The organism is Syntrophus aciditrophicus SB (genome assembly GCF_000013405.1).
Classification (GTDB): Bacteria; Desulfobacterota; Syntrophia; order Syntrophales; family Syntrophaceae; genus Syntrophus; species Syntrophus aciditrophicus.
Genome location: NC_007759.1, coordinates 30,699 through 50,372 on the forward strand (window position 1 = coordinate 30,699; position 19,674 = coordinate 50,372).

The 19,674-nt window shown below is 52.9% G+C and carries 15 protein-coding genes and 2 pseudogenes; 1 reads left to right on the forward strand and 16 read right to left on the reverse strand.

From position 1 onward, the window contains the following. Window positions 1–219: 219 nt before the first annotated feature. The 11 genes and pseudogenes from SYN_RS16955 to SYN_RS16140 all read right to left on the reverse strand — a co-directional run bounded on the left by SYN_RS16955 (window position 220) and on the right by SYN_RS16140 (window position 13,595). A pseudogene (locus SYN_RS16955) lies at window positions 220–3,592 on the reverse strand (Swt1 family HEPN domain-containing protein). Window positions 3,593–3,596: 4 nt separating this feature from the next. After that, entirely contained in the window at window positions 3,597–4,199 is a 603-nt protein-coding gene (locus tag SYN_RS00155) for a DUF4276 family protein (protein ID WP_148202434.1), read from the reverse strand. A gap of 2 nt (window positions 4,200–4,201) precedes the next feature. Next, window positions 4,202–5,371, reverse strand: coding sequence for an AAA family ATPase (locus SYN_RS00160; RefSeq protein ID WP_041584534.1), 1,170 nt, complete (start codon window positions 5,369–5,371; stop codon window positions 4,202–4,204). A 46-nt stretch (window positions 5,372–5,417) separates the two neighbouring features. Continuing rightward, window positions 5,418–6,224 (reverse strand): annotated as a pseudogene (locus SYN_RS00165) (hypothetical protein); the annotation flags it as partial. Beyond that, a complete protein-coding gene (locus tag SYN_RS00170) occupies window positions 6,175–6,492 on the reverse strand; it encodes a DUF1156 domain-containing protein (protein WP_011415948.1) in 318 nt (105 codons plus the stop codon). The pseudogene SYN_RS00165 and the gene SYN_RS00170, both read right to left, overlap by 50 nt. Then, window positions 6,492–8,153 carry a hypothetical protein gene (locus tag SYN_RS00175; RefSeq protein ID WP_011415949.1) on the reverse strand — a complete coding sequence of 554 codons (1,662 nt, stop codon included), beginning with the start codon at window positions 8,151–8,153 and terminating at the stop codon, window positions 6,492–6,494. Before SYN_RS00175 ends, SYN_RS00170 begins: the two co-directional genes overlap by 1 nt. 166 nt (window positions 8,154–8,319) lie before the next feature. Continuing rightward, on the reverse strand, window positions 8,320–8,766 hold the full coding sequence (locus tag SYN_RS14870; protein WP_011415950.1) for a protein-export chaperone SecB: 447 nt from the start codon (window positions 8,764–8,766) through the stop codon (window positions 8,320–8,322). Further along, entirely contained in the window at window positions 8,756–9,283 is a 528-nt protein-coding gene (locus tag SYN_RS00185; RefSeq protein ID WP_158302878.1) for a type II toxin-antitoxin system MqsA family antitoxin, read from the reverse strand. The genes SYN_RS14870 and SYN_RS00185 overlap by 11 nt, the downstream gene beginning before the upstream one ends. 1 nt (window position 9,284) lies before the next feature. Continuing rightward, window positions 9,285–9,626 carry a type II toxin-antitoxin system MqsR family toxin gene (locus SYN_RS00190; protein WP_011415952.1) on the reverse strand — a complete coding sequence of 114 codons (342 nt, stop codon included), beginning with the start codon at window positions 9,624–9,626 and terminating at the stop codon, window positions 9,285–9,287. A 57-nt stretch (window positions 9,627–9,683) separates the two neighbouring features. After that, window positions 9,684–13,265 carry a helicase-related protein gene (locus tag SYN_RS00195; protein WP_011415953.1) on the reverse strand — a complete coding sequence of 1,194 codons (3,582 nt, stop codon included), beginning with the start codon at window positions 13,263–13,265 and terminating at the stop codon, window positions 9,684–9,686. Window positions 13,266–13,439: 174 nt separating this feature from the next. Continuing rightward, window positions 13,440–13,595 carry a hypothetical protein gene (locus tag SYN_RS16140; RefSeq protein WP_011415954.1) on the reverse strand — a complete coding sequence of 52 codons (156 nt, stop codon included), beginning with the start codon at window positions 13,593–13,595 and terminating at the stop codon, window positions 13,440–13,442. A 135-nt stretch (window positions 13,596–13,730) separates the two neighbouring features. On the opposite strand from SYN_RS16140, the gene SYN_RS00200 reads away from it, so the two are divergent. Further along, on the forward strand, window positions 13,731–14,261 hold the full coding sequence (locus tag SYN_RS00200) for an HPF/RaiA family ribosome-associated protein (RefSeq protein WP_011415955.1): 531 nt from the start codon (window positions 13,731–13,733) through the stop codon (window positions 14,259–14,261). A 173-nt stretch (window positions 14,262–14,434) separates the two neighbouring features. Here the strand turns inward: SYN_RS00200 and SYN_RS14875 are convergent, their stop codons facing one another. From SYN_RS14875 to SYN_RS00225, 5 genes are all read right to left on the reverse strand, one after another. Further along, window positions 14,435–15,367, reverse strand: a complete 933-nt coding sequence (locus tag SYN_RS14875) for an MORN repeat-containing protein (protein WP_158302879.1) — start codon at window positions 15,365–15,367, stop codon at window positions 14,435–14,437. 88 nt (window positions 15,368–15,455) lie between these two features. Then, window positions 15,456–16,523, reverse strand: coding sequence for an iron-containing alcohol dehydrogenase family protein (locus SYN_RS00210; RefSeq protein ID WP_041584536.1), 1,068 nt, complete (start codon window positions 16,521–16,523; stop codon window positions 15,456–15,458). Between the two features lie 121 nt (window positions 16,524–16,644). Continuing rightward, entirely contained in the window at window positions 16,645–17,811 is a 1,167-nt protein-coding gene (locus tag SYN_RS00215; protein ID WP_011415958.1) for an ABC transporter permease, read from the reverse strand. Then, complete coding sequence (locus SYN_RS00220) at window positions 17,808–18,965, reverse strand: ABC transporter permease (RefSeq protein WP_011415959.1); 1,158 nt, start codon at window positions 18,963–18,965, stop codon at window positions 17,808–17,810. Before SYN_RS00220 ends, SYN_RS00215 begins: the two co-directional genes overlap by 4 nt. Then, the gene (locus tag SYN_RS00225) at window positions 18,940–19,659 is read right to left on the reverse strand and encodes an ABC transporter ATP-binding protein (protein ID WP_011415960.1); all 720 of its coding nucleotides are present in this window, start codon (window positions 19,657–19,659) and stop codon (window positions 18,940–18,942) included. The genes SYN_RS00220 and SYN_RS00225 overlap by 26 nt, the downstream gene beginning before the upstream one ends. Between the last annotated feature and the right edge of the window lie 15 nt (window positions 19,660–19,674).

Sequence of the window (19,674 nt, forward strand, 5' to 3'; positions counted from 1 at the left end):
ACATACCTCGTTGAACGAAAAGCTTGCAGCCCACATCAACGACTTCTGGCGGTATTTCTTTGTCTTTCTCGCGTTTGTGTTTTGAAAACCACGTGCATTTGCCAAGGAATGTATCACCGGCTAGCTGCTGATATTTGCAATTCCAACAACTATTTCTACTTGCGGAAACTGTACTCTTATGCGCGGTCATCTCAGTTGCACCCCAAGATATCTTCTCTTCTATTCCGTCTCAAATCCCTGACTTGTAAATTTCAGCGTCCGGCTGTTTTCAGTCACAGTGCGGACCACATGATCCGGGGCGCCCGAGGGAATATCTGCTTCAACCTCCAAGGTCACCGTTACTTTCGCACCGACCAAACCGGAAAGATGTGCAATCACTTCATCGGCAATAAGGCTGGCGTCACGTCCGACACGGGTGGCATCAAGGGTGACTGTACCATGAAATCGTTTCGGTTTCAGTGTGCCTGGCGTATCCGACGTTCCTGCTGGACTCCCGTCAGGTTCTGTTGTTGTCGATTCCCGGCCTCCTGTTGTTCCGGCGATGGTGAGATTGACAGGTTGTTTACTTTTCTCCTCGTCCATCTGTTTGCAGGCGATATCTGATTTCACGAGCAGGCCCTGCATTTCACCATCGGCAATTGCAACCTCTTCCCCACAGCGCAACCCCCGGTACCGACCGGTACTTTCATCGTAACTGTCTGCGAAGGCAAAGGAATCCTGGATCCATAATAATAAGGCTAATCCACTGCGGATCGCACCGATAAGGACGGATGAATCCTTCAGCCGCGGGAGGTAAATAAAGCTTGCAAAGTCCTCGGCAAGCTGTTTGATCGCCACATGATTATTGTCACGCCAGAGTGGAATCCCGTCCAGCTCCATCCGAAGTCTTGTAGCCGCAAAGCTCGTAATCAGCAATTCGTCATTCTTCAGTTTTTTGCTCGCCCGCACCGCCAGCGCGTCTTGTCCTGAAAGACGCATGGCCTGCCATTCGATGGGCACTTGCGGATTTTTCTGTACGGGAACCAGAAGCCACTGATACGTTTCCGGCAGGCGCGCAGTTACAGCGCTGTCTGCCGCAGCCTTCTGGGTTTCGGCCTGCTTCACCTGTTGGGGATCAAGATTCAGTCCTTTTTCACCCTTTTCGGCGAGAATAGATTCCCAGGCAAGATACTTCCGGGTCGCCTCATCGAGGTCCTGCATCCGCGACTTGTCAGCAGCAAGAAAAACAAGGGTGTTGCGATAGCGGCGTGGCGTACTTCCGCGGGACTCAAGAATCGCTTTGGCGACAAGCTCGGCAGCGCTTCCTGCCCCCTTGCTGTAGGGGTGATTGATTCCAAGAACAACTAAGCGCGAGTCAAGATCATCGGACACGTCCTGTCCCGACTGCGGCAAGGCATGGATGCGGCTGAAGTCGCCCCTGCGTTCCAGATCTTTGCGCAGGCGTCCATCAAGCTCCAGCAGCACCTTGTCAGGGTCGCGCTTGAGTTGTTCAGCCCTGTCTTCTGCCAGTTTCGTTACAGTGGGCTGGGTCGAATACCAGAAGCGTGGTCCATCCTGGTATAGGTACGGTGGCTGCACCAGCCAGCCTCCGCAGGGCGTCTCCGAAAACAGAGGGGGACTCACCCGGCATCACACAGCCGAGTTTCACCTGCCGATCCTCGATACCGCGATGCGCGGCCTGCAGGAGAGGCGCAGAACCCATGTAAATGGTGCGTGCAACGCGCCGACAGGCCGCAAATTTGCCGAGATTCGGAACTTCGCCGTCAATCCTGAGCGGCAGAGAATTTGGTCCATCCACATCCTTTTCAATGATCGGCGCCCAGTTATCGGAAAGGTAGCGTGTCAGCTCAAATTGCACACGCGGATCATCAGTCGCGATATTGGCCGGCATGATGAGTGGGTTTCTGTCACCCTTTTCCCAAAGACTGTGAATGACGGCTGCCATCAGCCGCAGGACGCCCCGTGTACGTTGGAACTTCACCAGTGTGGACCAGTCGGTGTAGAGTCGGTCGAAGATCTCCGGATGAATGGGGTAGGCCGCCTTGATACGCTTTTCATAGTCCGCGTCGTGGCAATCCGGAGGAAATTCAGCCTGCTGTGTTCGGTAAAAGTCTGCAAACCCCCGTGCTACAACATCGCGATCCTTGAACTGGGCAGGATCGGAAAGAGGTTCAAAGAGCCGCCGCCGCACAATTTCAAAGCCTTCCTCAGCGCTTGCCGGACGCCATGACGACTCTACCCGCCCGACGACATTCCTCAACCTGTCCAGTGCTTCCCGTCCGCGCTGACCTCCCACTTCAGCGTCATCGGTCTGTGCGTGAGGCGATCCTGTCGTATCCGAAGCGGGAAGGCTGATGACCAGAAGGCAATTTTGGGCCAGTTTGGCCGACTCTGTAAGCACCTGCGCAAAGGTAAATTGTGTTTCGAAACTGCCTGCAGGCAAATCGCTCTGGTCATGGAGCTGGCGGGCATAGGCCACCCATTCGTCGATCAGGATCAGGCATGGTCCATATTCTACAAACAGTTCGCGCAGGACATCGCCGGGGCTTGTTGCCCTCTCATCATCTGCGGCCAGTCGATTGAAAGCTCGCTTAGCCTCGTTTTCGCCTCCGGCAGCGTATCCCAACTGCCATGCCAGCTCGCCCCAGAGGGTTCGAACGATGGTGCCATCATGCTTGGTCGTCGGATTACCTGGAGAGATCTTGTTGCCGACAAGGACTACTCGCCGGGCTGCCGGCAGTTGTGTTTTTCCCGCCTCCCGCATGACCGCGTCTATGCCGGGGAGTTCCGTGGGAGCAATGCCGGAAAACAGGTGGTAGAGCGCCAGCATCGAATGAGTCTTTCCACCGCCGAAGTTGGTTTGAAGCTGTACCACCGGGTCTCCACCCTGACCTGAGAGTCTCTGCACCGCTCCGACGAGCATTCTTTTCAAGCTGTCCGTAATATAGGTGCGGCGGAAAAATTCCACCGGGTCCCGGTACTCGGCGGTACCTTCGCCCATGCGCACCTGCCAGAGATCTGCGGCGAACTCGGCTTGCTGATAGTGACCGCTTGCCACATCCCTGTGCGGTATAACCACCTCACGCCACGGTTTGAGATTACCGGATACCGTGCTTTCGATGGCCGCCCCGGCACTTTTGCGTTTCTCACTACGCACCTGCTCGTCATAACGCAGGCGCATAAGCTCCATTTTCATCTTTTCGATTTCATCGGTTTGTGATGCGGAGATGGCGGACAAAAGCCTTCCTGCGGAATCAAGGATTCGATAGATATCGTCTCCGGAGAAAGACTCCTGATGAGCCCATTTGTTGCGGTAGTCCCGCAGTTCACTCACCAGACTCCGCTCCGTGTGTCCCAGAGTCTGACGGAAAACTTCATTCCAGGATTCCCACATCAGTTTAAGTAGAGGGGCGACGTCCCAGTCCGCAATCGGTTTCCTGGCATTCAGGCGATCATCACCAATAAAGCGCTCTATTTTGGCGGATGCTCCATCCCGGTAACTGTTTTTGAATTCACGTGCGATAAAAGGGCTAAGACCGCTCTTCAGAAGTTCCAGTGCTTTACGGGCACGTTCATGGTTTGTTATGGCCATAAATTCACTCCTGCCTCATGGCACTATGACGAGCTTTCTTTCGTATTTCCATATTATTGATAACCTGATGCACTCCTTTGATGAAAAATTGGAAACTTATTGAAAAATTCTCCGTTTCCCGAAGCGGCATGGCCGTGCCCATCTGACGGGTGCCTTCTATTTTTCTGAATTCGGGTATTAGTTTCACAAGTTCGGAAGAAGGACTACCGAGACGATCCGGATTTCTGTATTTAGCCTTTCGATTAAGTCCGGTCAGCCTTGGGCGGTTATAGACATCTGCTAGGACATCCATTACACCAAGGTACCATGACTCCAACTCTTGGCAGACTATGCGAATCAGGACATCCGATTGCCCTCCTCCTTTGCAAAGATCCATAAGTCTTTTTTTGACAAAATAGCAATCGGCACCATCATTATCGCGGACAATGACGAATACCCCCCGACGAAATGCCTTGAGCTTTCGAGGAATGCTCTTCTCCAGATCCTGTTTGCCTTCATGGGTGATGCAGAGATATTCAAGATCGGGCAGGAACCGCGGCAAGAATTCCTCGAGAAAGACCTTCATTGAAGGTTCTTCCAGAAGGAAAATAATCTTTTCCATCGACATAGTTACCATGCCCCTTTGAAAACGCCTTGACGCCAGAGGGCTCCTGGGTGATCGCCTTCGGCAACCAGTCGCTTGAGAACTTCACTGTCCGCACCGCGATAAATGGTCGAATAACCGTCTTTCTTGGATAACCAGTATATTTCGTCCAGATACAATCCATTCATAAACTCAGGAGAATGAGTCGATATGAACACCTGGCCGCCCCTTCTCGCATAATCACGAAATTCTTCAGCCAGCTCCTGCAAAAGTTCCGGGTAAAGTTGGTTTTCCGGTTCTTCTACTGCCAGAAGCGGAAAGGGGTTGGGGTCGTGCAGCAGCACCAAATAAGCAAACATTTTGATGGTTCCATCGGATACATACCGGGCAATGAAGGGATCTTTAAATGCCCCGTCTTGAAAACGTAGCACCAGTCTCCCGTCTTCCGTAGGTTTTGCTTCCACTTTTTCCACTCCGGGGATGCGTCTTTTCATGGCATCGAGGATGTTGTTGAAACGATCAGGGTGATGATCGTAGAGGAATTGTGCCACTTGGGCAACATTATCTCCCCGCGTGGAAAGATGTTCGGCATATCCCTCCTCGGCGCTGGGCCGGGCGTCGGCTATATGAAAATCGGTGATATGCCAGTTTTCAATGAGATTGCGGAATTCGGAGACCACACGGAACTCTTTAAACTGTCCCAATCCCTTGATCGCGAGTACCGTAGGCTCATCCAGAATGTATTCCTTCCTTTCCACCTTCACCCCAGGCTTCCCATACATGGCTTCGTTGGTGACGGCCGTTCCTCTGCCTCTTGAAAAATCGACGAAATGCCAAGGTTGACCGCGCTGCCCCCTGCGGAACTTGAGCACTTCTCGGTCCACAACGACTCTGCCACCTTCAAAAGCCACGGATAGTTCGTAAGTAGCCAGTCTTCCCCCGGTTTCGCGAAACTTCAGTGTAATGGAGATGGGCCCCTCGGTTCCCCTACTGACCAGTTCCTTGAAACCTCCCCGCCTGGCGACGGCCTTTGCCGCATTCTGGGCAAGGGAGTCTTTCAAAAATGAAAAAACATCGAAAATTGTTGATTTTCCCGCGCCATTCTCGCCAACAAACACAGCGAGTCGCGATAATTTGTTCAGTGAGGCCTGCTTAAATAAACGATAATTCTGAATATCAATACTCTCAATCTGCATACCCTGTATTTGCATTCCAGCCATAACTGCTTACTCCTGATGGTCTTTACGCGATTTGTATGTCATCAGTTTCGAAGATGCCTACTTGTGTTACTTTTTGCTCTTTTCTTCCTGTCGACAATCGTATGATCTCCGGCCAACTTAGTACCAGGCTGTTATAGGAAAGTGCCTCCGCCGCCCGTTTTTTTCGTTCGCACAGGGTGTAGAGGCGATAGGCCAACTCACGGGCGATTTCAGCTTTCGATCCCAGTTTGGCTGCAAGCGCAGCAGCAGCACTTTCACCATCGGATTCGAGGGCACGAATCAGTTGATGTGCCATCTCCCAAGCTGTCAATCGTTGGTCTTTCTCTGGATCCCAGTTATCCTTCAATTCATCAGGGCGAATTAGATGCACTTTGCCGGCTTTTGCGGCAAGGATACCATCCTGGACCATGCCTTGGATACTCGTGTTTTTGGCCTTCGAAAGAATTTCGGCCACACCATAGTCTCCCTCACTAAAGCCTGCCTGTTCAAACCACGCCAATGCCCAGCGGCTGTCGGCGTCAAAGTCACCCTCTTGCTGGGCCAGCGCCTCGTCGAGGATTTGGTTGATGAGTGCCAAAGCATCCCTTACGGTAAGTGGTTTACCTTCTGCATCAAGCACGTTAGCATACCCGGTATATACCGCCATCCCCGGACCAATAACTGCCTGGGCCAAATCCACGGGTGCAATATTGCTATGCTGCAAATGTGAAAGTGCTTTGGGTAGTTCGTTTTTGAGCATGTTGACGAACTCTCGGCGTGTGGCGGGGGACGCATCGGCATTACGTTTGCGGCAGACTAGGATTATGCTGGAGGCAAGTGCATTGGAATTGTTCTCTCTCATTATCCTCGATGATTTTGAAGAGGCGTTTCCGTTCCTTGTCCTGTTCCTTTTCAGTAGGGTATAAATCAGGATGTTCCGAGGGGTCGTCCACCATCTGGGCAAAAATCACCGCCCGAGCCGTTGCCAGGGGCCGTCTTGCCCACCAGAGGTGCAGAGTGCTTGGATGCCCGTGACGGATAGACTTCTCCCGCGCCGATGCCTTATTGATGGCATCGAGAGGCAAGGCGACTTCGATGAGTTTCTTCTTTATTTTCATTATGATCCCTTATTTTTGATAGTCTCATCGATCGTTTTGAGCGAATCGCCGTTTAGAATTCGATACACCAGTTCACACCTGTCTCGCGATTCAAGAGAGGCTTTTTCTATTATAGAAAGAAGATTGAGTTCATGTCTGCAGCGATCTTTTAAACCACGACTCCGAAGGTCGCGGCATATGGCGTCGTCCGCCACATTCATGGCTTCGATGAGGTCGTCTTCAGGCACTTTTAAACCACGCAGATAAAAGCTGTCTGTCATGGCTTTGCGGGGAAAAGCGACAATATCCGAGAGCAGAGAAAAAGCCTGTCCCCATGGAGAAACCATGGTATTGTCCGTATACGTAAAGCTGATCTTGGAAAAAGAGAGTTTCGGCATGAAGCTGGCGGATTGTACCTTGAGCAGTCGTTCTTTCAGGTTATCAGTGACCCGAACGATGACATCCTTCCCAACCTGACCCGTTCCCCCGAGTTCTTGGTACATGGCGTTGATGTCCCTGACTAGTGCGGGTAATTTTTCTTTACTGAAAGCTTCAATGTCACCTTTCAGTAAATCAGAAATGAGCTTCTGCCCTTCCTCATTAATTCGTTTCAACTCTGACTCGAATAACTTGTAAGCCGTGTCCGGCATCCAACGCATGTTGTCTGCGAGCCCGAAGGTAAATTTTGTGAGAAGTGTGCGCATGCCTTGGCGTCGCTTATCAATCTCTTTAAGTGTCTTCTCATCAATAATCGATACCCTCATACTGACCTTACGTTTGACGTTACCCTTTTGAAGTTCTGCGGTGTCACCAAAAACACTGGGATCGAGAGGCGCATCCAAGGGTGGGATACGGCTGAGCTTATCGATGCTGACCAAGGAACCTTTTTCGTAAAGGCGCGCCACAAATTCGGCGAGGTGATCCAGCTTCTTGAGGCCACCATCTTCTGTAGGCAGTGGAATATCCTTGCCATCTTTGTCTTTGATTTTGATGTCACCGGTCTCAGCATCGACCTCTCCATACGTATCTCCCGATGCCTGGGAATTAGCGCAGTCATTCATGTAATCCTGCCATAACCTCAGCCCCTCTTCGGACCCTTCCGGAAGAATGAGATCCGGGATTAGTGTCACCCCCTTGGCAGAGATCTCTCTTGATTTGATCCATAGCAGGTTGAAATAACGACTGAAGCCTTCAACCAGTACAGGATCACCCCGGAATACAAAATTGATATGCCCGTCATTCTTTTGCGCCAGGCCGAAATCTTCGCTTGGTCCTGTAAAGATGTAAACTATATCCTTATTCTGTGCCAGACAACAGAGTGTATTCGTTGTGCGATCAGTAACCGACTTTAGAGGATGGACATGAACTGACAACTGCGGCGAAAACCGTTCGACAAGATCCAGAAGCCGGGAGAGATCCCTCTGCTTGGTGGCACATGCCGGATAGACCATTACAATGAGATAAACTTTTAGATCGTTATTGCATTCCATCCAAGCCTTGAGGACATCAATGCCCCGCGTAGTCAAAGCAGATATGATTCCGAACATGAAAGGTGATTCCAGCACTAAGTCGCCAAAGGGAGGTTGGTGCTTGTATATTCTGTTTCCCTCTGTTACTCGCGGTTCTGGCCAAAGGAAGGGTATTTGAGGTTCAAGCTCATTAATGAGATTCAGTTGATTCATAAGGGTTTCCTAAAAGTGCGCCACTGCCTTGATGATTTGATCCGGCAGGAGGGCGACTGCGGTGAGTTTGATACAGATCATGCACTGTTTTTAATTGGGATTATGTAGTCCGACAATTTCGTTAAATCTGCCTGCGATTATCCGACGGTTCTTCGAATCTCCTTTTTTATTCCTTTCTTTTCGTACGAGTGTTTTTAAGAGGAATTTTAAGTGCTTGCTGTTGGCTTTCTTCATACAAGGCAACAAAATTTAGAGGCGGTAAGTTCAGTGGCGTCATATTTGCCCGCCTCGTCAAGTCCGCAATGGTTTCACGTACATAAGGAAAGATAATAGATGCACAATTGATACGCGCGATACGTTCCAATTCCTCATCTGAAGGCATCTCATCAAAAGCAAACGCGCCTTCCCAGGCAACGGAAAATCGGAAGGGGAGATTCTCTGAATCGGATGAAATCAGGACAAGCACACGGAGAACTTTGTCTGCATGCTTGTATCCAACTTCTATGCTGTGAGTAAGATCGATGACCTTGTTTTTTTCTCTTTTATACTGATTGTTTATGGCAAAATGAGCTTCATTGAGCTGAATGCCCACGATCTTGAAACTATGATCCATATGTCGCCTCTTTGGTATCGGGAGAATAGATTGTATCTTTGAATCGATAGCCTTTTCTTGCTCTTGCGTCCTCAATGTAGGTAACTTTTGCTGACAGCTTTACAGTTTGTTCTCTTCTCTGAATGATTTTCAAGGTCTGCGGATATGCATCCAGAATGCGAAGCAGGTTGTCCATGCCCTTACTTTGGCATACCTGGCCGGATTCATAGCGGGCCACGCTTTTCAAACCACCGCCAATGATATTGGCCAACTGTTCCTGCGTGAGTCCCAGCTTGATGCGAATAGCCTTGATCTGTGGTCCCGTGAGAAGGCCATCCACCTCACGCTGGAAATCTTTCAGAATTTTTCCCGATTCTTTCAATGTTGCACTGTCAACGATGGCCTCACCGCATTCGGAACATTCATAGGTAACATAATTGGGGATTTCCTTCTTTTTTCCTTTATATTCGAAGGATTCGGTTCCGACTTTTCGTGTTAACGATTCAGCGCCGCAAATTGAACATTTCTGCGCTTTCATTTTATTCATCGCTCCCTTCATCTCTTTTCATCTGGATTAAGACAGCCTTGTCCCTGTCAACGGACAATTGGATCTTGATATAGAGTTTCTTATCACCGTCTTGATAATGGTAAACATCCTGCCAGATTTCGTGACTATGATATGTGGTCATGGACTTGTAAAAATGTTTTGAGCCGAGCTGTTCTATGACGTTCTCAATATCTTCAACAGTCATATACCCTTCCGATGCCGCACCTTTATGTGCTATCTGTGTGATTTGTCGAGTTTTTGCGTTAGAGAACAATTCCTTAAACAGGCTGAGCTCGTAATGGGGCCTGCGTTTTTCACTGATTTTTTGTATCATTATGATACTTCCTGGCTGGTTGTCAATCTCTTCTTTGAAATATTTTCTCGGTTGAGATCATGAAGGAGCCACTGCACGATCCAGAAGTTCCTGAAAGTCGTAGTTGACGCTTGTGACTCCGAAGTCCGGTTCACGCTGGAAAGGTTGCCGTAAATAATGGACTCGATGTGAATCACTATCGAGGAATTCCACGATGGCAAGGATAAAATCTTCCGGCTTATTGAGCGAATAAAGGATCTCATTGCGAGTTACGGTGATCGTGGGTGAGCCGGATATACGACCCTTCACCTCGATAAAACGCAGCTTGCCGGTGCCCGGTATTCTGCTCTCAACATCGTAACCGAGTTTCTCGACCTCTCGATCGGTTGGTTCGAAGCCGAGGCTGCGTTCAATCTCCATGACAATAGCCCGTGCCCGTGCTGCACTGGCCTGTGTATCGGCAGAAGCTGTTAAAGAAACCATTGTTTGACCTTTCATGGCCATAAGCAGGCCTTGGGGCACCACCAGCATGCCACCCAGCACCACGGGCGGGAGCGGTGGGATTTGAGCTTCCAGCTTCAGATCTTCAAGCCGTTTTTGCAGCCGTCCCTGAAGCAGATCGGCTCGCTTCCGGGCCTCTCCGGAATTGAGACGGGCGCCAATCTTGCCGGCCTGCTCCTGGAGTTTGAGCTGCTCTGCGCGATGATCCCAGTAAGTGATCTCCTTGGTAAGTCTCTCTTTTACCGCTGCCTCGGTCTTGGCAATCAGTTTAAGCCGGTGATCGCGGACTTCTGCCAGGTGCTCAGGTACGACATGCGCAACTGCATGTGCCTGTGCCCTATTTTCCAGTTCTCGGGTAATCCAGACGCACTCAGGGCGGTCAAGAATTGTTCCCACACCTGGTTCGTCCTTAATAAGCGGTCGATAATCCAGATAGGGTGCGTAATGCACATGGTGAGCTTTGCCGTTGGCATCGAGTTCCACGTAAATCATTCGCTTGGAAATAATTCGGCGCTCTACTGATCGTGTCAGGCTTGCATCCTGAATCGCATGCTCGAGATAGAATACCACACGCGGCTGGATGCCCATGTCACGGTCATCCACTAAAACAGCGCCGCGTTTCAAGAGATCACGGTGACGTTCAAGGGTTAAGTCGATAACCGCATCGAGCAGAGGATGACCCGGACAAACAAATGCAGCGAGTGGCTGCCCCGGCGAATTAACCAGTGCCTTCTCGAAAGAAATGCGTTCATAACGCGGCAGCACCGGTTCGCCGATCCCGATCAGGCGGTCGCGATTGCGCACCGGAGCCGGTACATGGGTTACTTCATAGCGGCGTGGCTCACGTTGTCGGACTGATCCGCCAAGATTGCGGAAAGATTCCAGGAAAAAGGACTCAATATAGTGTGGTTGCAGGCGGCGGGCCTCCGCCCGTTCCATGTCTTCTCGAATACGTTGGACTCGTCTTGCATCCATGGCATCGCGGGCCAAGGCATGGTCCTCAAGCAGATCCTGAAAATGGTTCCGGTCAAGTGCTTGTTCTACAACCGTCGTAAGGCGGGCGCGTACCTCAGGTTGATCACCGTAGCGAATAGCTTCAATAAGAAGATCGCGCAACAGTTTACCTTCGAACTGAAGTTTTCCGAGCACATCGAATACCTGGCCACCCAAGGCTTGACGGGCTTGTTCCAGTTTATCCAACAATTTACGATAAACGTCGCCTTCGCGGGTTTCATCGGCTACCAGATTCCAGAGATGGCATACCTCGGTCTGGCCGATACGATGAATGCGACCAAAACGTTGCTCTATACGATTTGGGTTCCAAGGCAAGTCGTAATTCACCATCAGGTGTGCACGCTGGAGGTTGATACCTTCACCTGCGGCATCCGTAGCCAGCAGAACCTGCACCTCCGGATCATGCTTGAATGCCTCCTGTGCCTTCATGCGGTCCTCACGTCCCATGCCCCCATGAATCGTCATCACGGCTTCCTTGCGGCCAAGCAGGGTTGTGATGCGGGTTGCAAGATAGTTTAAAGTATCGCGGTGCTCGGTAAAGATAACGAGTTTCTGGTGCGGTGAAGGGGTGGGTTTAGGAATCGCTCCCGCTCCATATGGAAGAGTCGGGTCGGCCACGTTACCGGTGATAGCTGCGGCAGTGAATATCTCCCCCAGAAGGGAAGAAAGTTCACGCCACTTGGTATCCAGTCCGTTGTGTCGGACTCTGAGTGCAAGCGCTTCCAGGTCTTTCAAGGTCTCAATCTCTGCCTTCAATTCAGCGATAGATCGCGCTGCGGTCGCCTGATCGAGGATCTCTTCCTCTGCGACCTGGACCTCGTTATCCGGTGCCTCGTCAAGATCCTCAACGTCCTCTGTGTCAAGTATTGGGATGCTGTTTGTCAGGATTGAAACGGTTTGGCCTCCTCGCTGAAGCAGTTCCATTTCCCGAAGTTTGCTTTCCAGCCGTTCGCGCCGCCGCCGCAGGGATTGATATATCGCCTCAGGTGAGGAAGCGAGTCTGCGTTGCAGTATGGTCAACGCAAAGCCGACGGTTCCCGCACGCTTATCATTAGCCAGTGCCTCCGCACGATTGAATTCCTCTCGTACGTAATCAGTAACCGCCTTGTAGAGTTGGGCTTCGAGATCAGAGAGCTTATAGGGAATGGTGTAAGCAATGCGTTCAGGAAACAGTGGTGTACCATCGAACTTGAGCAGACTCTCTTTTACCATTCGACGCATCAAATCTGAAATATCGGTCACATGCACGCCATCGCGGAAACGTCCCTCGAAACGGTCGCCATCGAGAAGCGCCATAAAAAGCTGAAAATCCGTCTCTTTTCCGTTGTGAGGCGTTGCAGTCATCAGCAGGAAATGTCGCGCCAGTGTCGAAAGAAGCTGTCCCAGCCTGTAACGTTTTGTGTACTTCGTCTCTCCGCCGAAAACTGTGGCCGACATCTTGTGTGCCTCGTCACAGACCACAAGATCCCAGCGGCAATCAGGTGTCTGGAGCTTTCGCTGTACGTCTTCATTTCGGGAAAGCTTGTCAAGACGGGCAATGACAAGGTTCGTCTCCAGGAACCAGTTGCCGGTGTGCGCGGATTCAAGTTTATCATTGGTAAGAATCTCAAAGGGGAGATGAAAACGACGGTACAGTTCATCCTGCCATTGTTCGGCAAGGTTGCCGGGGCAGACGATAAGGCAACGCTGTAAATCACCCCTGGCAATGAGCTCTTTAATAAACAAGCCCGCCATAATGGTTTTGCCTGCGCCGGGATCGTCGGCGAGCAGGAAACGGAGCGGTTGCCTCGGCAGCATGGCTTCATAGACCGCCGTAATCTGGTGGGGTAGAGGATCAACAATTGAAGTGTGGACGGCAAGTACCGGATCAAAAAGGTGAGCGAGGCGGATACGATGCGCTTCCGACACCAGGCGGAACATGGTGCCGTCGCCGTCGAAGCTCCACGGGCGGCCATGTTCCACAAGATCAAGACGCGGTTCGTCATGACGATAAAGCAGTTCATTTGCCAACCTGCCGGTGGGGGTCTTGTAGGTAAGTTCGAGAGCCTCGGAGCCAAACCACTGAACGCTTATGACCGTAACGAGGCAGTCCGGGAGAAGGCCGCGTATTGCGGCATGCGGTTGAAGGTCTTCCAGTCGAATCATTTATGTCCTCAACGTGGATCATCGCAGGTACATCTCACAATAGGAAGGTGTACGTTCAGGCAACAAGGATTATTAAAGACCAAAGAAAAAAGATCAAAGTCCTGAATGGAACTTTATAATTCACCCCTTCTTATATACAAAACGTGAAGTTAAGAACTAATGGCGCGTTCCATATCATAAATCTGAAGAAGAAACATCAATTATTTCCATTAAATGTCTTTTGAAATCATTATTTAAGGATCGTCCGCTGTCCTGGATTTCCGGCGGATTTTGAGCCGAGATCTCGCTGCCGATGAGTCCTTCCCCGAATTCAGTCCCACCGTCCTCCACCCCATTTCCAATCTCCTTTCCTCACCACAATTCCTGCGTTTCTTTCACGTTCCAATGTGCTAAAATGTATACAAATATCGCAACTGGTTTCCTTGAAGAAATTAATGTTCTCAACAAAGATTAAGGAGGCAGACGATGATCATTCCACTCCAGATCACAGCCCAGGGCGTAGAACTCAGTGACGAGATAAGGGACGAAATCACTGAAAGGGCTAACAAGCTCGATAAGTTCTACGACCGGATAATGCGCTGCAGAGTTGTCGTGGAGGAGCCGAAACGGCATCCCAATGAGGGGAAGTTATACAGCGTGCACATCATCATGACCGTTCCCGGGGGGGAGATCGTGACCAAGAGGGAGCGGAATGAGGATCTCTGGGTGGCGATGCGGGATTCCTTCCAGGCCGCCCAGCGGAAACTCGAGGATTTCTCCCGAGAGCAGCGGGGCGATGTGAAGACTCACGAAAAGCAGCCGCGGGGGCGCATCAGCGTGATTTTCCCGGATCAGGGATATGGATTTCTCGTCCATCCCGAAGGATACGATGTCTATTTTCACGCCAACAGTGTATTAAACAGGGATTTCGATAAACTTGCCGTGGGGATGGAAGTCCGGTTTAACGAAGAGATGGGCGACAAGGGACCGCAGGCAAGTTCCGTGATCGTCTTGTAGGTGATTTTGAGGAAGCTTTCCCGGCCATGAAAACATCCGGCCTGCCATTGCCCTGCTGATCGCCTCCAGGGGGGACGGTGTATCGCCTTCCCCCCCCTGGAAGGCTCTCCATGTACTTGAATCTCATCGACCCGCCGCTTCGGAATCATGCCTGCCGGCCATCTGCAGGGGCTCTACCCATCCTTTTGAAATAGGTCTTTTTCCCCGAAAAACTGGCCTTTCCGAAATTTACCCGTGTACGTCCTGCCATCGGGAAATGTCATGATTCCATGGCCGTGAGGAAGGCCTTCCTCCATTTCGCCTGTATACGTTCGTCCGTCGATCAGGGTCAGCGTTCCCTCCCCGTGATACTTGTTATTCCTGAATTCTCCTTCGTACCGGTCACCGTTGGGATATCGCAGAATGCCCCTGCCGCAGGACAGCCCCTTTGCAAATTTTCCCGTATATCGGGTTCCGTCGGCCAGGGTCAGTGTTCCCTGTCCCTCGTAACGTCCTTCTTTGAATTCCCCTTCATAGGTTTTTCCATCGTGATAAACATCCATGCCGCGCCCGTGGAAGAGATCGCTTGCCCATTCCCCGGTGTATTTTTGCGCGTCGGGCAGAGTCAGAGTTCCCAGTCCGTTTCGTTTCCCCTCCCGCCACTCGCCGGCATAGTATCCGCCGTCGGGGAAGGCCATGATTCCCAGTCCCTCGGGGAGATCCCCTTTTACTTCACCCAGATACCTTCTCCCATCGGAATAGACCCTGGTCCGGAATTCCTGAGGAAGGAGCCGCTCTGTTTCGGGGGGAGCGGGGCTCTCCTGTGCGGAAGGGCTTTTTTGCTCCGTTTCGGCGGCACGCTGTTCGAGAAAAGAGATGGCGTTTCTCAGCTCGGCCTTGAACAGGCCCACCTCCTGTTCAAGGCCTTGAATTTTCTCTTCCGCCTGGATTTTTTCCGCCTCCAGGGTTCTGCATCGGGCCTCGGCGTCGGCGGCAGCGAGGGATGCCCTGCGGGCGATGGCAATTTGCTGTTCGAGCCGGGCTTGAAGCTCGGCTCGAGTTGCCTGCTGGTTGTCCACGGGGTTTTCCTGTTCGGCCGTTAATCCACCGGTTTTTTCCTCAGCCATATTCTCCCATTCATGAGGCCGTGCCTTTGAATCCTCAGCCTGCAGGCGGATGAAAGCTCTGCTTTGCATGCGGCGGAGCGGGGTCAGCTTACATTTTTTTATAAAGCTCCATCGCTCTTTCCCGGGTCATGATATTGGCCCAGTCGGGACCGAGGCAGTTCTCCCAGAGGGGAACCAGATTGAGGGCCGTGGTGACCATCTTTTCCATGGAGGCCGAATCCAGGTCTTTTGTCAGATTCCGGGGGAGCGGGATATCGTGCTTCTCCATCATCTGCCGGAATTCCTGGACGCCTTCCGGGTAGATCTCCTCCAGCTGATCGAAGGCGATGCAGCAGCCGACTCCGTGATGGATGCCCAGGACATAGGAAAGCCCGTAGGAGAGGGCATGGCAGGCGCCCACCTGGGAATAGGCGATGCTCATGCCGCCGAAATAGGAGGCCATCATCAGTTTGTCATCCTTTGCCGGGGAATCGTCAAGAAAAACCTCGCGGCACAGATCGCGGGACTTTTCACCGTATGCTTTGCTGAATTCATTGATGAACGTACCGTTCAGGGATTCCACGTCATGGATGTAACAGTCCATGCCGGTGTAGAACCACTGGTTTTTGGGCACGCCGGCCAGCAGTTCCGGATCGAGGAGGATCTGGTCGTAGAGGGTGTAGTCGGAATTGATGCCCAGTTTCTTTTCCGGCCCTGTGAGGATGGTCGTCCGGGAGATTTCGGCCCCCGTCCCGGCGAGAGTGGGAACCGCTACGTGATAGACGGCCGGGTTTTTGATCAGGTCCCAGCCCTGATAATCGGCCGAAGAACCGGGGTTGTTGAGCATCAGGGAGACGGCCTTGGCGATGTCCATGGCGCTGCCGCCGCCGATCCCGGCAATGCCGGCCGGGGCGGTAGGGGAATAAGCCCGGATCCGGGCCACCAGTTCGTCGATATAGCGGGTCTTCGGTTCATCATCGACATTGACCCACAGGAGAAGATCCCGACCCCGCAGAGGGAACCGCCCTTCAAGAGGTTTTCCGGTGAAGACGTCATCGACGACAAAGACCATCCAGGAATCCGCGGTTACCCGCCGGTCCTTCAGGACATCGTCGAGTTGATTGAAAGAGCCGCGGCCGAAAATAATATTGGGTACAATCCGAAAGTTTCTATACATAGGTCGTTCCATTCCTTGGGAAAATTTTTTTAATGCGGTGGAGTATAGGGAAAAATCAGTTGGAATGTCAATCAAATCATCCAATGCGAATTGTGACTGTCGTGGGGAATTGGCATTGCCGTCAGCCCGTCCGCAGGGCGTCCACAATCTTCATGCGGGCCGCCCGCATCGCCGGCAGGACCCCGCCGACAAATCCCATGATCAGGGCGAAGAGCAAGGAAGAAATAACGATTTTCGGCGTCAGGGTGAAGCTGAAGGCCAGCTCGGAGAAGGTCTGAAAGTTCATGGTGGACACGGTAATCAACTGCAGAAAGGAAGCCAGAAACAGACCGACCACCCCGCCGAGCAGTCCCAGAAGGAGGGATTCCATCAGGAAGGCCATCAGGATATCGCGCCGCTGGAAACCCAGAGCCCGCAGGGTGCCGATCTCTCCGGTTCGGTTGGCCACGGCGGCATACATGGTGATCATGGCGCCGATCATGGCGCCCAGCGAAAAGATCAGGGTCAGGGTCAGGCCGAGGATGCGGAGGAATTTGGCCATCAATTCCGACTGTTCGGCATAGTACTTTGTTTCTCTCTTGAGTTCGACGGTCAGGCGGGGATCCTGTTCGAGCCGCGCCTTGACCCGCTCGAATCCCTCGGAATCGCGCAGGCGAAAGATCACGGAGGAATAAGCGGGACGCCGGAAGGCCGACATGAGCTGGTCGGCGTCTCCCCAGATTTCCGAACTGTATCCCCGGTTTCCCGCATCGAAGACCCCGACGATCCGCCAGTTGCGCATGCCGCAGCACAGGGTCTCATTCAGGCCTCCGCCCTGAAAGCGCTGGGCGATGCTGATGCCGGCCATCATTTCCATGGACCCGGGACGAGGCCGGCGGCCGGCCACCAGCTTCACCTGGGGCCTCAGGGTCACGGACGCGGAGGCAATGCCGCGCAGGACGACATTGCCCGGAGAACCGGTAACCCGCTTGGGGAGCGTAATGAGAACAACGAGTTCTCTGGCGAGCAGGAGCTGACCTTCAGGGCCAAGGGCGATTTCCGGTTCGGTCTCGACCACGGCGGCCTGATCACGGGCCACGCTGCTCTGGACCTCCGAGACCGCACCCTTCCGGATGACCACAATATTGTCGAAAGAGCCCGTTTCCACCAGCGTTTTCTGCAATCCCTCCGCCAGCATCAGGATGGCGGCAAAGACAAAAACAACCAGGGCCATGCCGGCGATGGTCAGGGCGGTTGTCAGGCGTCTTGTCCAGAGATTTCTAAGGGTGTAACTGATGGGAAGGATCATGCGATCCTCCTCAGTCCTTCCGCGATGCGGATGCCGATGGCCCGGGAGAGCGGGATCAGGGCGGCCACGACGCCCACCAGGAACGCGGCGGCCAGATCCAGATAGATCGTATGCGCATCCACGTTGAAAATGGGGAAGTAGGTCCCAAGCTTTTCTTTGATCAGCGCCGCGGCGGGATAGGTCAGGGCGATGCCCAGGGCGCAGCCCAGCAGGGTGATGACCAGGGATTCCCCCAGGATCAGGGCGGCGAGGTGTTTTCCCCTGAACCCCAGAGTCTTCATCACGGCATATTCCCCGAAGCGCTCCCTCGTCGTCATGGCCATGGTGTTGGCCACGACGGCCATGATGATGAAGATGACCACAAAGGACACAATCTGGATCGCCGTGACAATCGCCCCGGTCATGGCGATAAACCCGAGCTGAAAGGCCTTTTCCGTTTCCGTCAGGGTTTCCGCCATGGAATTTTTGAACATCCGGTCGATGGCAGCGGCCACTTCCCCGGCCACATCAGGGTGCTCGACGCCGATCATGTAGAAGCCCACCTGATCCGCGCGGGCTGGGGCCGTTTTTTTCAGGGTTTCGTTGAGATAGCTCCAGTGAAAAATGAACTGGCTCTCGTCGACGTTTTCATCCCGTCCCCGATAGATGCCCCTCAGCACAAAATCCCAGTTTCCCGGAAAAATCGTGCCCCGCAGCGTCACAGTGTCCCCCGGTTGCCAGCGGTATTTGTCCGCGAGCTTTCTACCGGCGAGAAATCCTTTCCGGTCCCGGAGAAAGACGGCTTTGTCGGCGGGTGAGAGAATAAATTCGGGATAAAGGCTCAGATAGGTCTCCGGATCGACGGCATAATTGGCGAAGAAGTTTTTTTCATCGATATAGATCCCGCCGAACCAGTTGCCCCAGGAGACCGATTTGACGCCGCTCACCTGACGGATTTTTTCCTTATAGGAAAAGGGCAGGGGAAAGATCAGGGAAACGGCGTTGCGCGTCACGAGCCGGGTGGCCGACGAGGCCTCGACACCGGCATACCAGGCGCCGATGAGGGTGCGCAGCAGCCCGAAGGCCAGGATGGCGACGGTGACGCCGAGGATCGTCAGCGCGCTGCGCAGGCGGTTGCGGAAGGCGTTTCTAAAGAGGAGCCGAAAGAGCGTCATCCGTCAGGGTTCCCTTCTCCAGGTGTCGGACAATCCTGGCCTTTTCCGCTGCCCGGGGGTCATGAGTCACCATGATAATGGTCTTGCCGGACTCTTCGTTGAGGCGTTCCATAAGGTTCAGGATCTCCGCAGCGGATCGCCGGTCCAGATCCCCGGTGGGTTCATCGGCAACGAGGATCGATGGATCGGTGATCACCGCCCTGGCGATGGCGACCCGCTGCTGTTCTCCTCCCGAGAGCTGGCGCGGATAGTGATCGCTCCGGTCGGACAGATTCACGACCCGCAGGGCCATCTCCACATGTTCCCGACGTTCCTTCCGGGACAGGGACGTGAGGTGAAGGGGAAGCTCCACGTTTTCGTAAGCGGTGAGCACGGGAATGAGATTGTAGAACTGAAAGATGAATCCCACATGGGTCGCCCTCCAGCGGGCGAGTTCCGTTTCCGAAAGGGTCGTGATATCCAGACCGCCCACGAGGATCGTCCCGCTGTCCACGGTGTCGATGCCGGCGATGAGATTGAGGAGGGTGCTCTTTCCCGATCCCGAGGGGCCCATGAGGGCGAGAAATTCCCCTTCGGCAATATCGAAGGTAATATTCTCCAGCACGGGGACAGGGCGGGTTCCCCGCCAGTAGGATTTGCTGACGCCTCGAATGGAAACCATGGCCGTTGCCGCAGGGCTGTCTTCATTCTTCATGGAGGCTTTCCCGTT

Coding starts and splice junctions, on each gene's coding strand:
- SYN_RS00190 (WP_011415952.1), bottom strand. CDS start 9,626: ATGATACAAAAAATCAGTGAAAAACGCAGGCCCCATTACGAGCTCAGC.
- SYN_RS00160 (WP_041584534.1), bottom strand. CDS start 5,371: ATGCAGATTGAGAGTATTGATATTCAGAATTATCGTTTATTTAAGCAG.
- SYN_RS00155 (WP_148202434.1), bottom strand. CDS start 4,199: ATGTCGATGGAAAAGATTATTTTCCTTCTGGAAGAACCTTCAATGAAG.
- SYN_RS00200 (WP_011415955.1), top strand. CDS start 13,731: ATGATCATTCCACTCCAGATCACAGCCCAGGGCGTAGAACTCAGTGAC.
- SYN_RS00175 (WP_011415949.1), bottom strand. CDS start 8,153: ATGAATCAACTGAATCTCATTAATGAGCTTGAACCTCAAATACCCTTC.
- SYN_RS00220 (WP_011415959.1), bottom strand. CDS start 18,965: ATGACGCTCTTTCGGCTCCTCTTTAGAAACGCCTTCCGCAACCGCCTG.
- SYN_RS00170 (WP_011415948.1), bottom strand. CDS start 6,492: ATGAAAATAAAGAAGAAACTCATCGAAGTCGCCTTGCCTCTCGATGCC.
- SYN_RS00225 (WP_011415960.1), bottom strand. CDS start 19,659: ATGAAGAATGAAGACAGCCCTGCGGCAACGGCCATGGTTTCCATTCGA.
- SYN_RS00210 (WP_041584536.1), bottom strand. CDS start 16,523: ATGTATAGAAACTTTCGGATTGTACCCAATATTATTTTCGGCCGCGGC.
- SYN_RS00215 (WP_011415958.1), bottom strand. CDS start 17,811: ATGATCCTTCCCATCAGTTACACCCTTAGAAATCTCTGGACAAGACGC.
- SYN_RS14875 (WP_158302879.1), bottom strand. CDS start 15,367: ATGGCTGAGGAAAAAACCGGTGGATTAACGGCCGAACAGGAAAACCCC.
- SYN_RS00185 (WP_158302878.1), bottom strand. CDS start 9,283: ATGAAAGCGCAGAAATGTTCAATTTGCGGCGCTGAATCGTTAACACGA.
- SYN_RS14870 (WP_011415950.1), bottom strand. CDS start 8,766: ATGGATCATAGTTTCAAGATCGTGGGCATTCAGCTCAATGAAGCTCAT.
- SYN_RS00195 (WP_011415953.1), bottom strand. CDS start 13,265: ATGATTCGACTGGAAGACCTTCAACCGCATGCCGCAATACGCGGCCTT.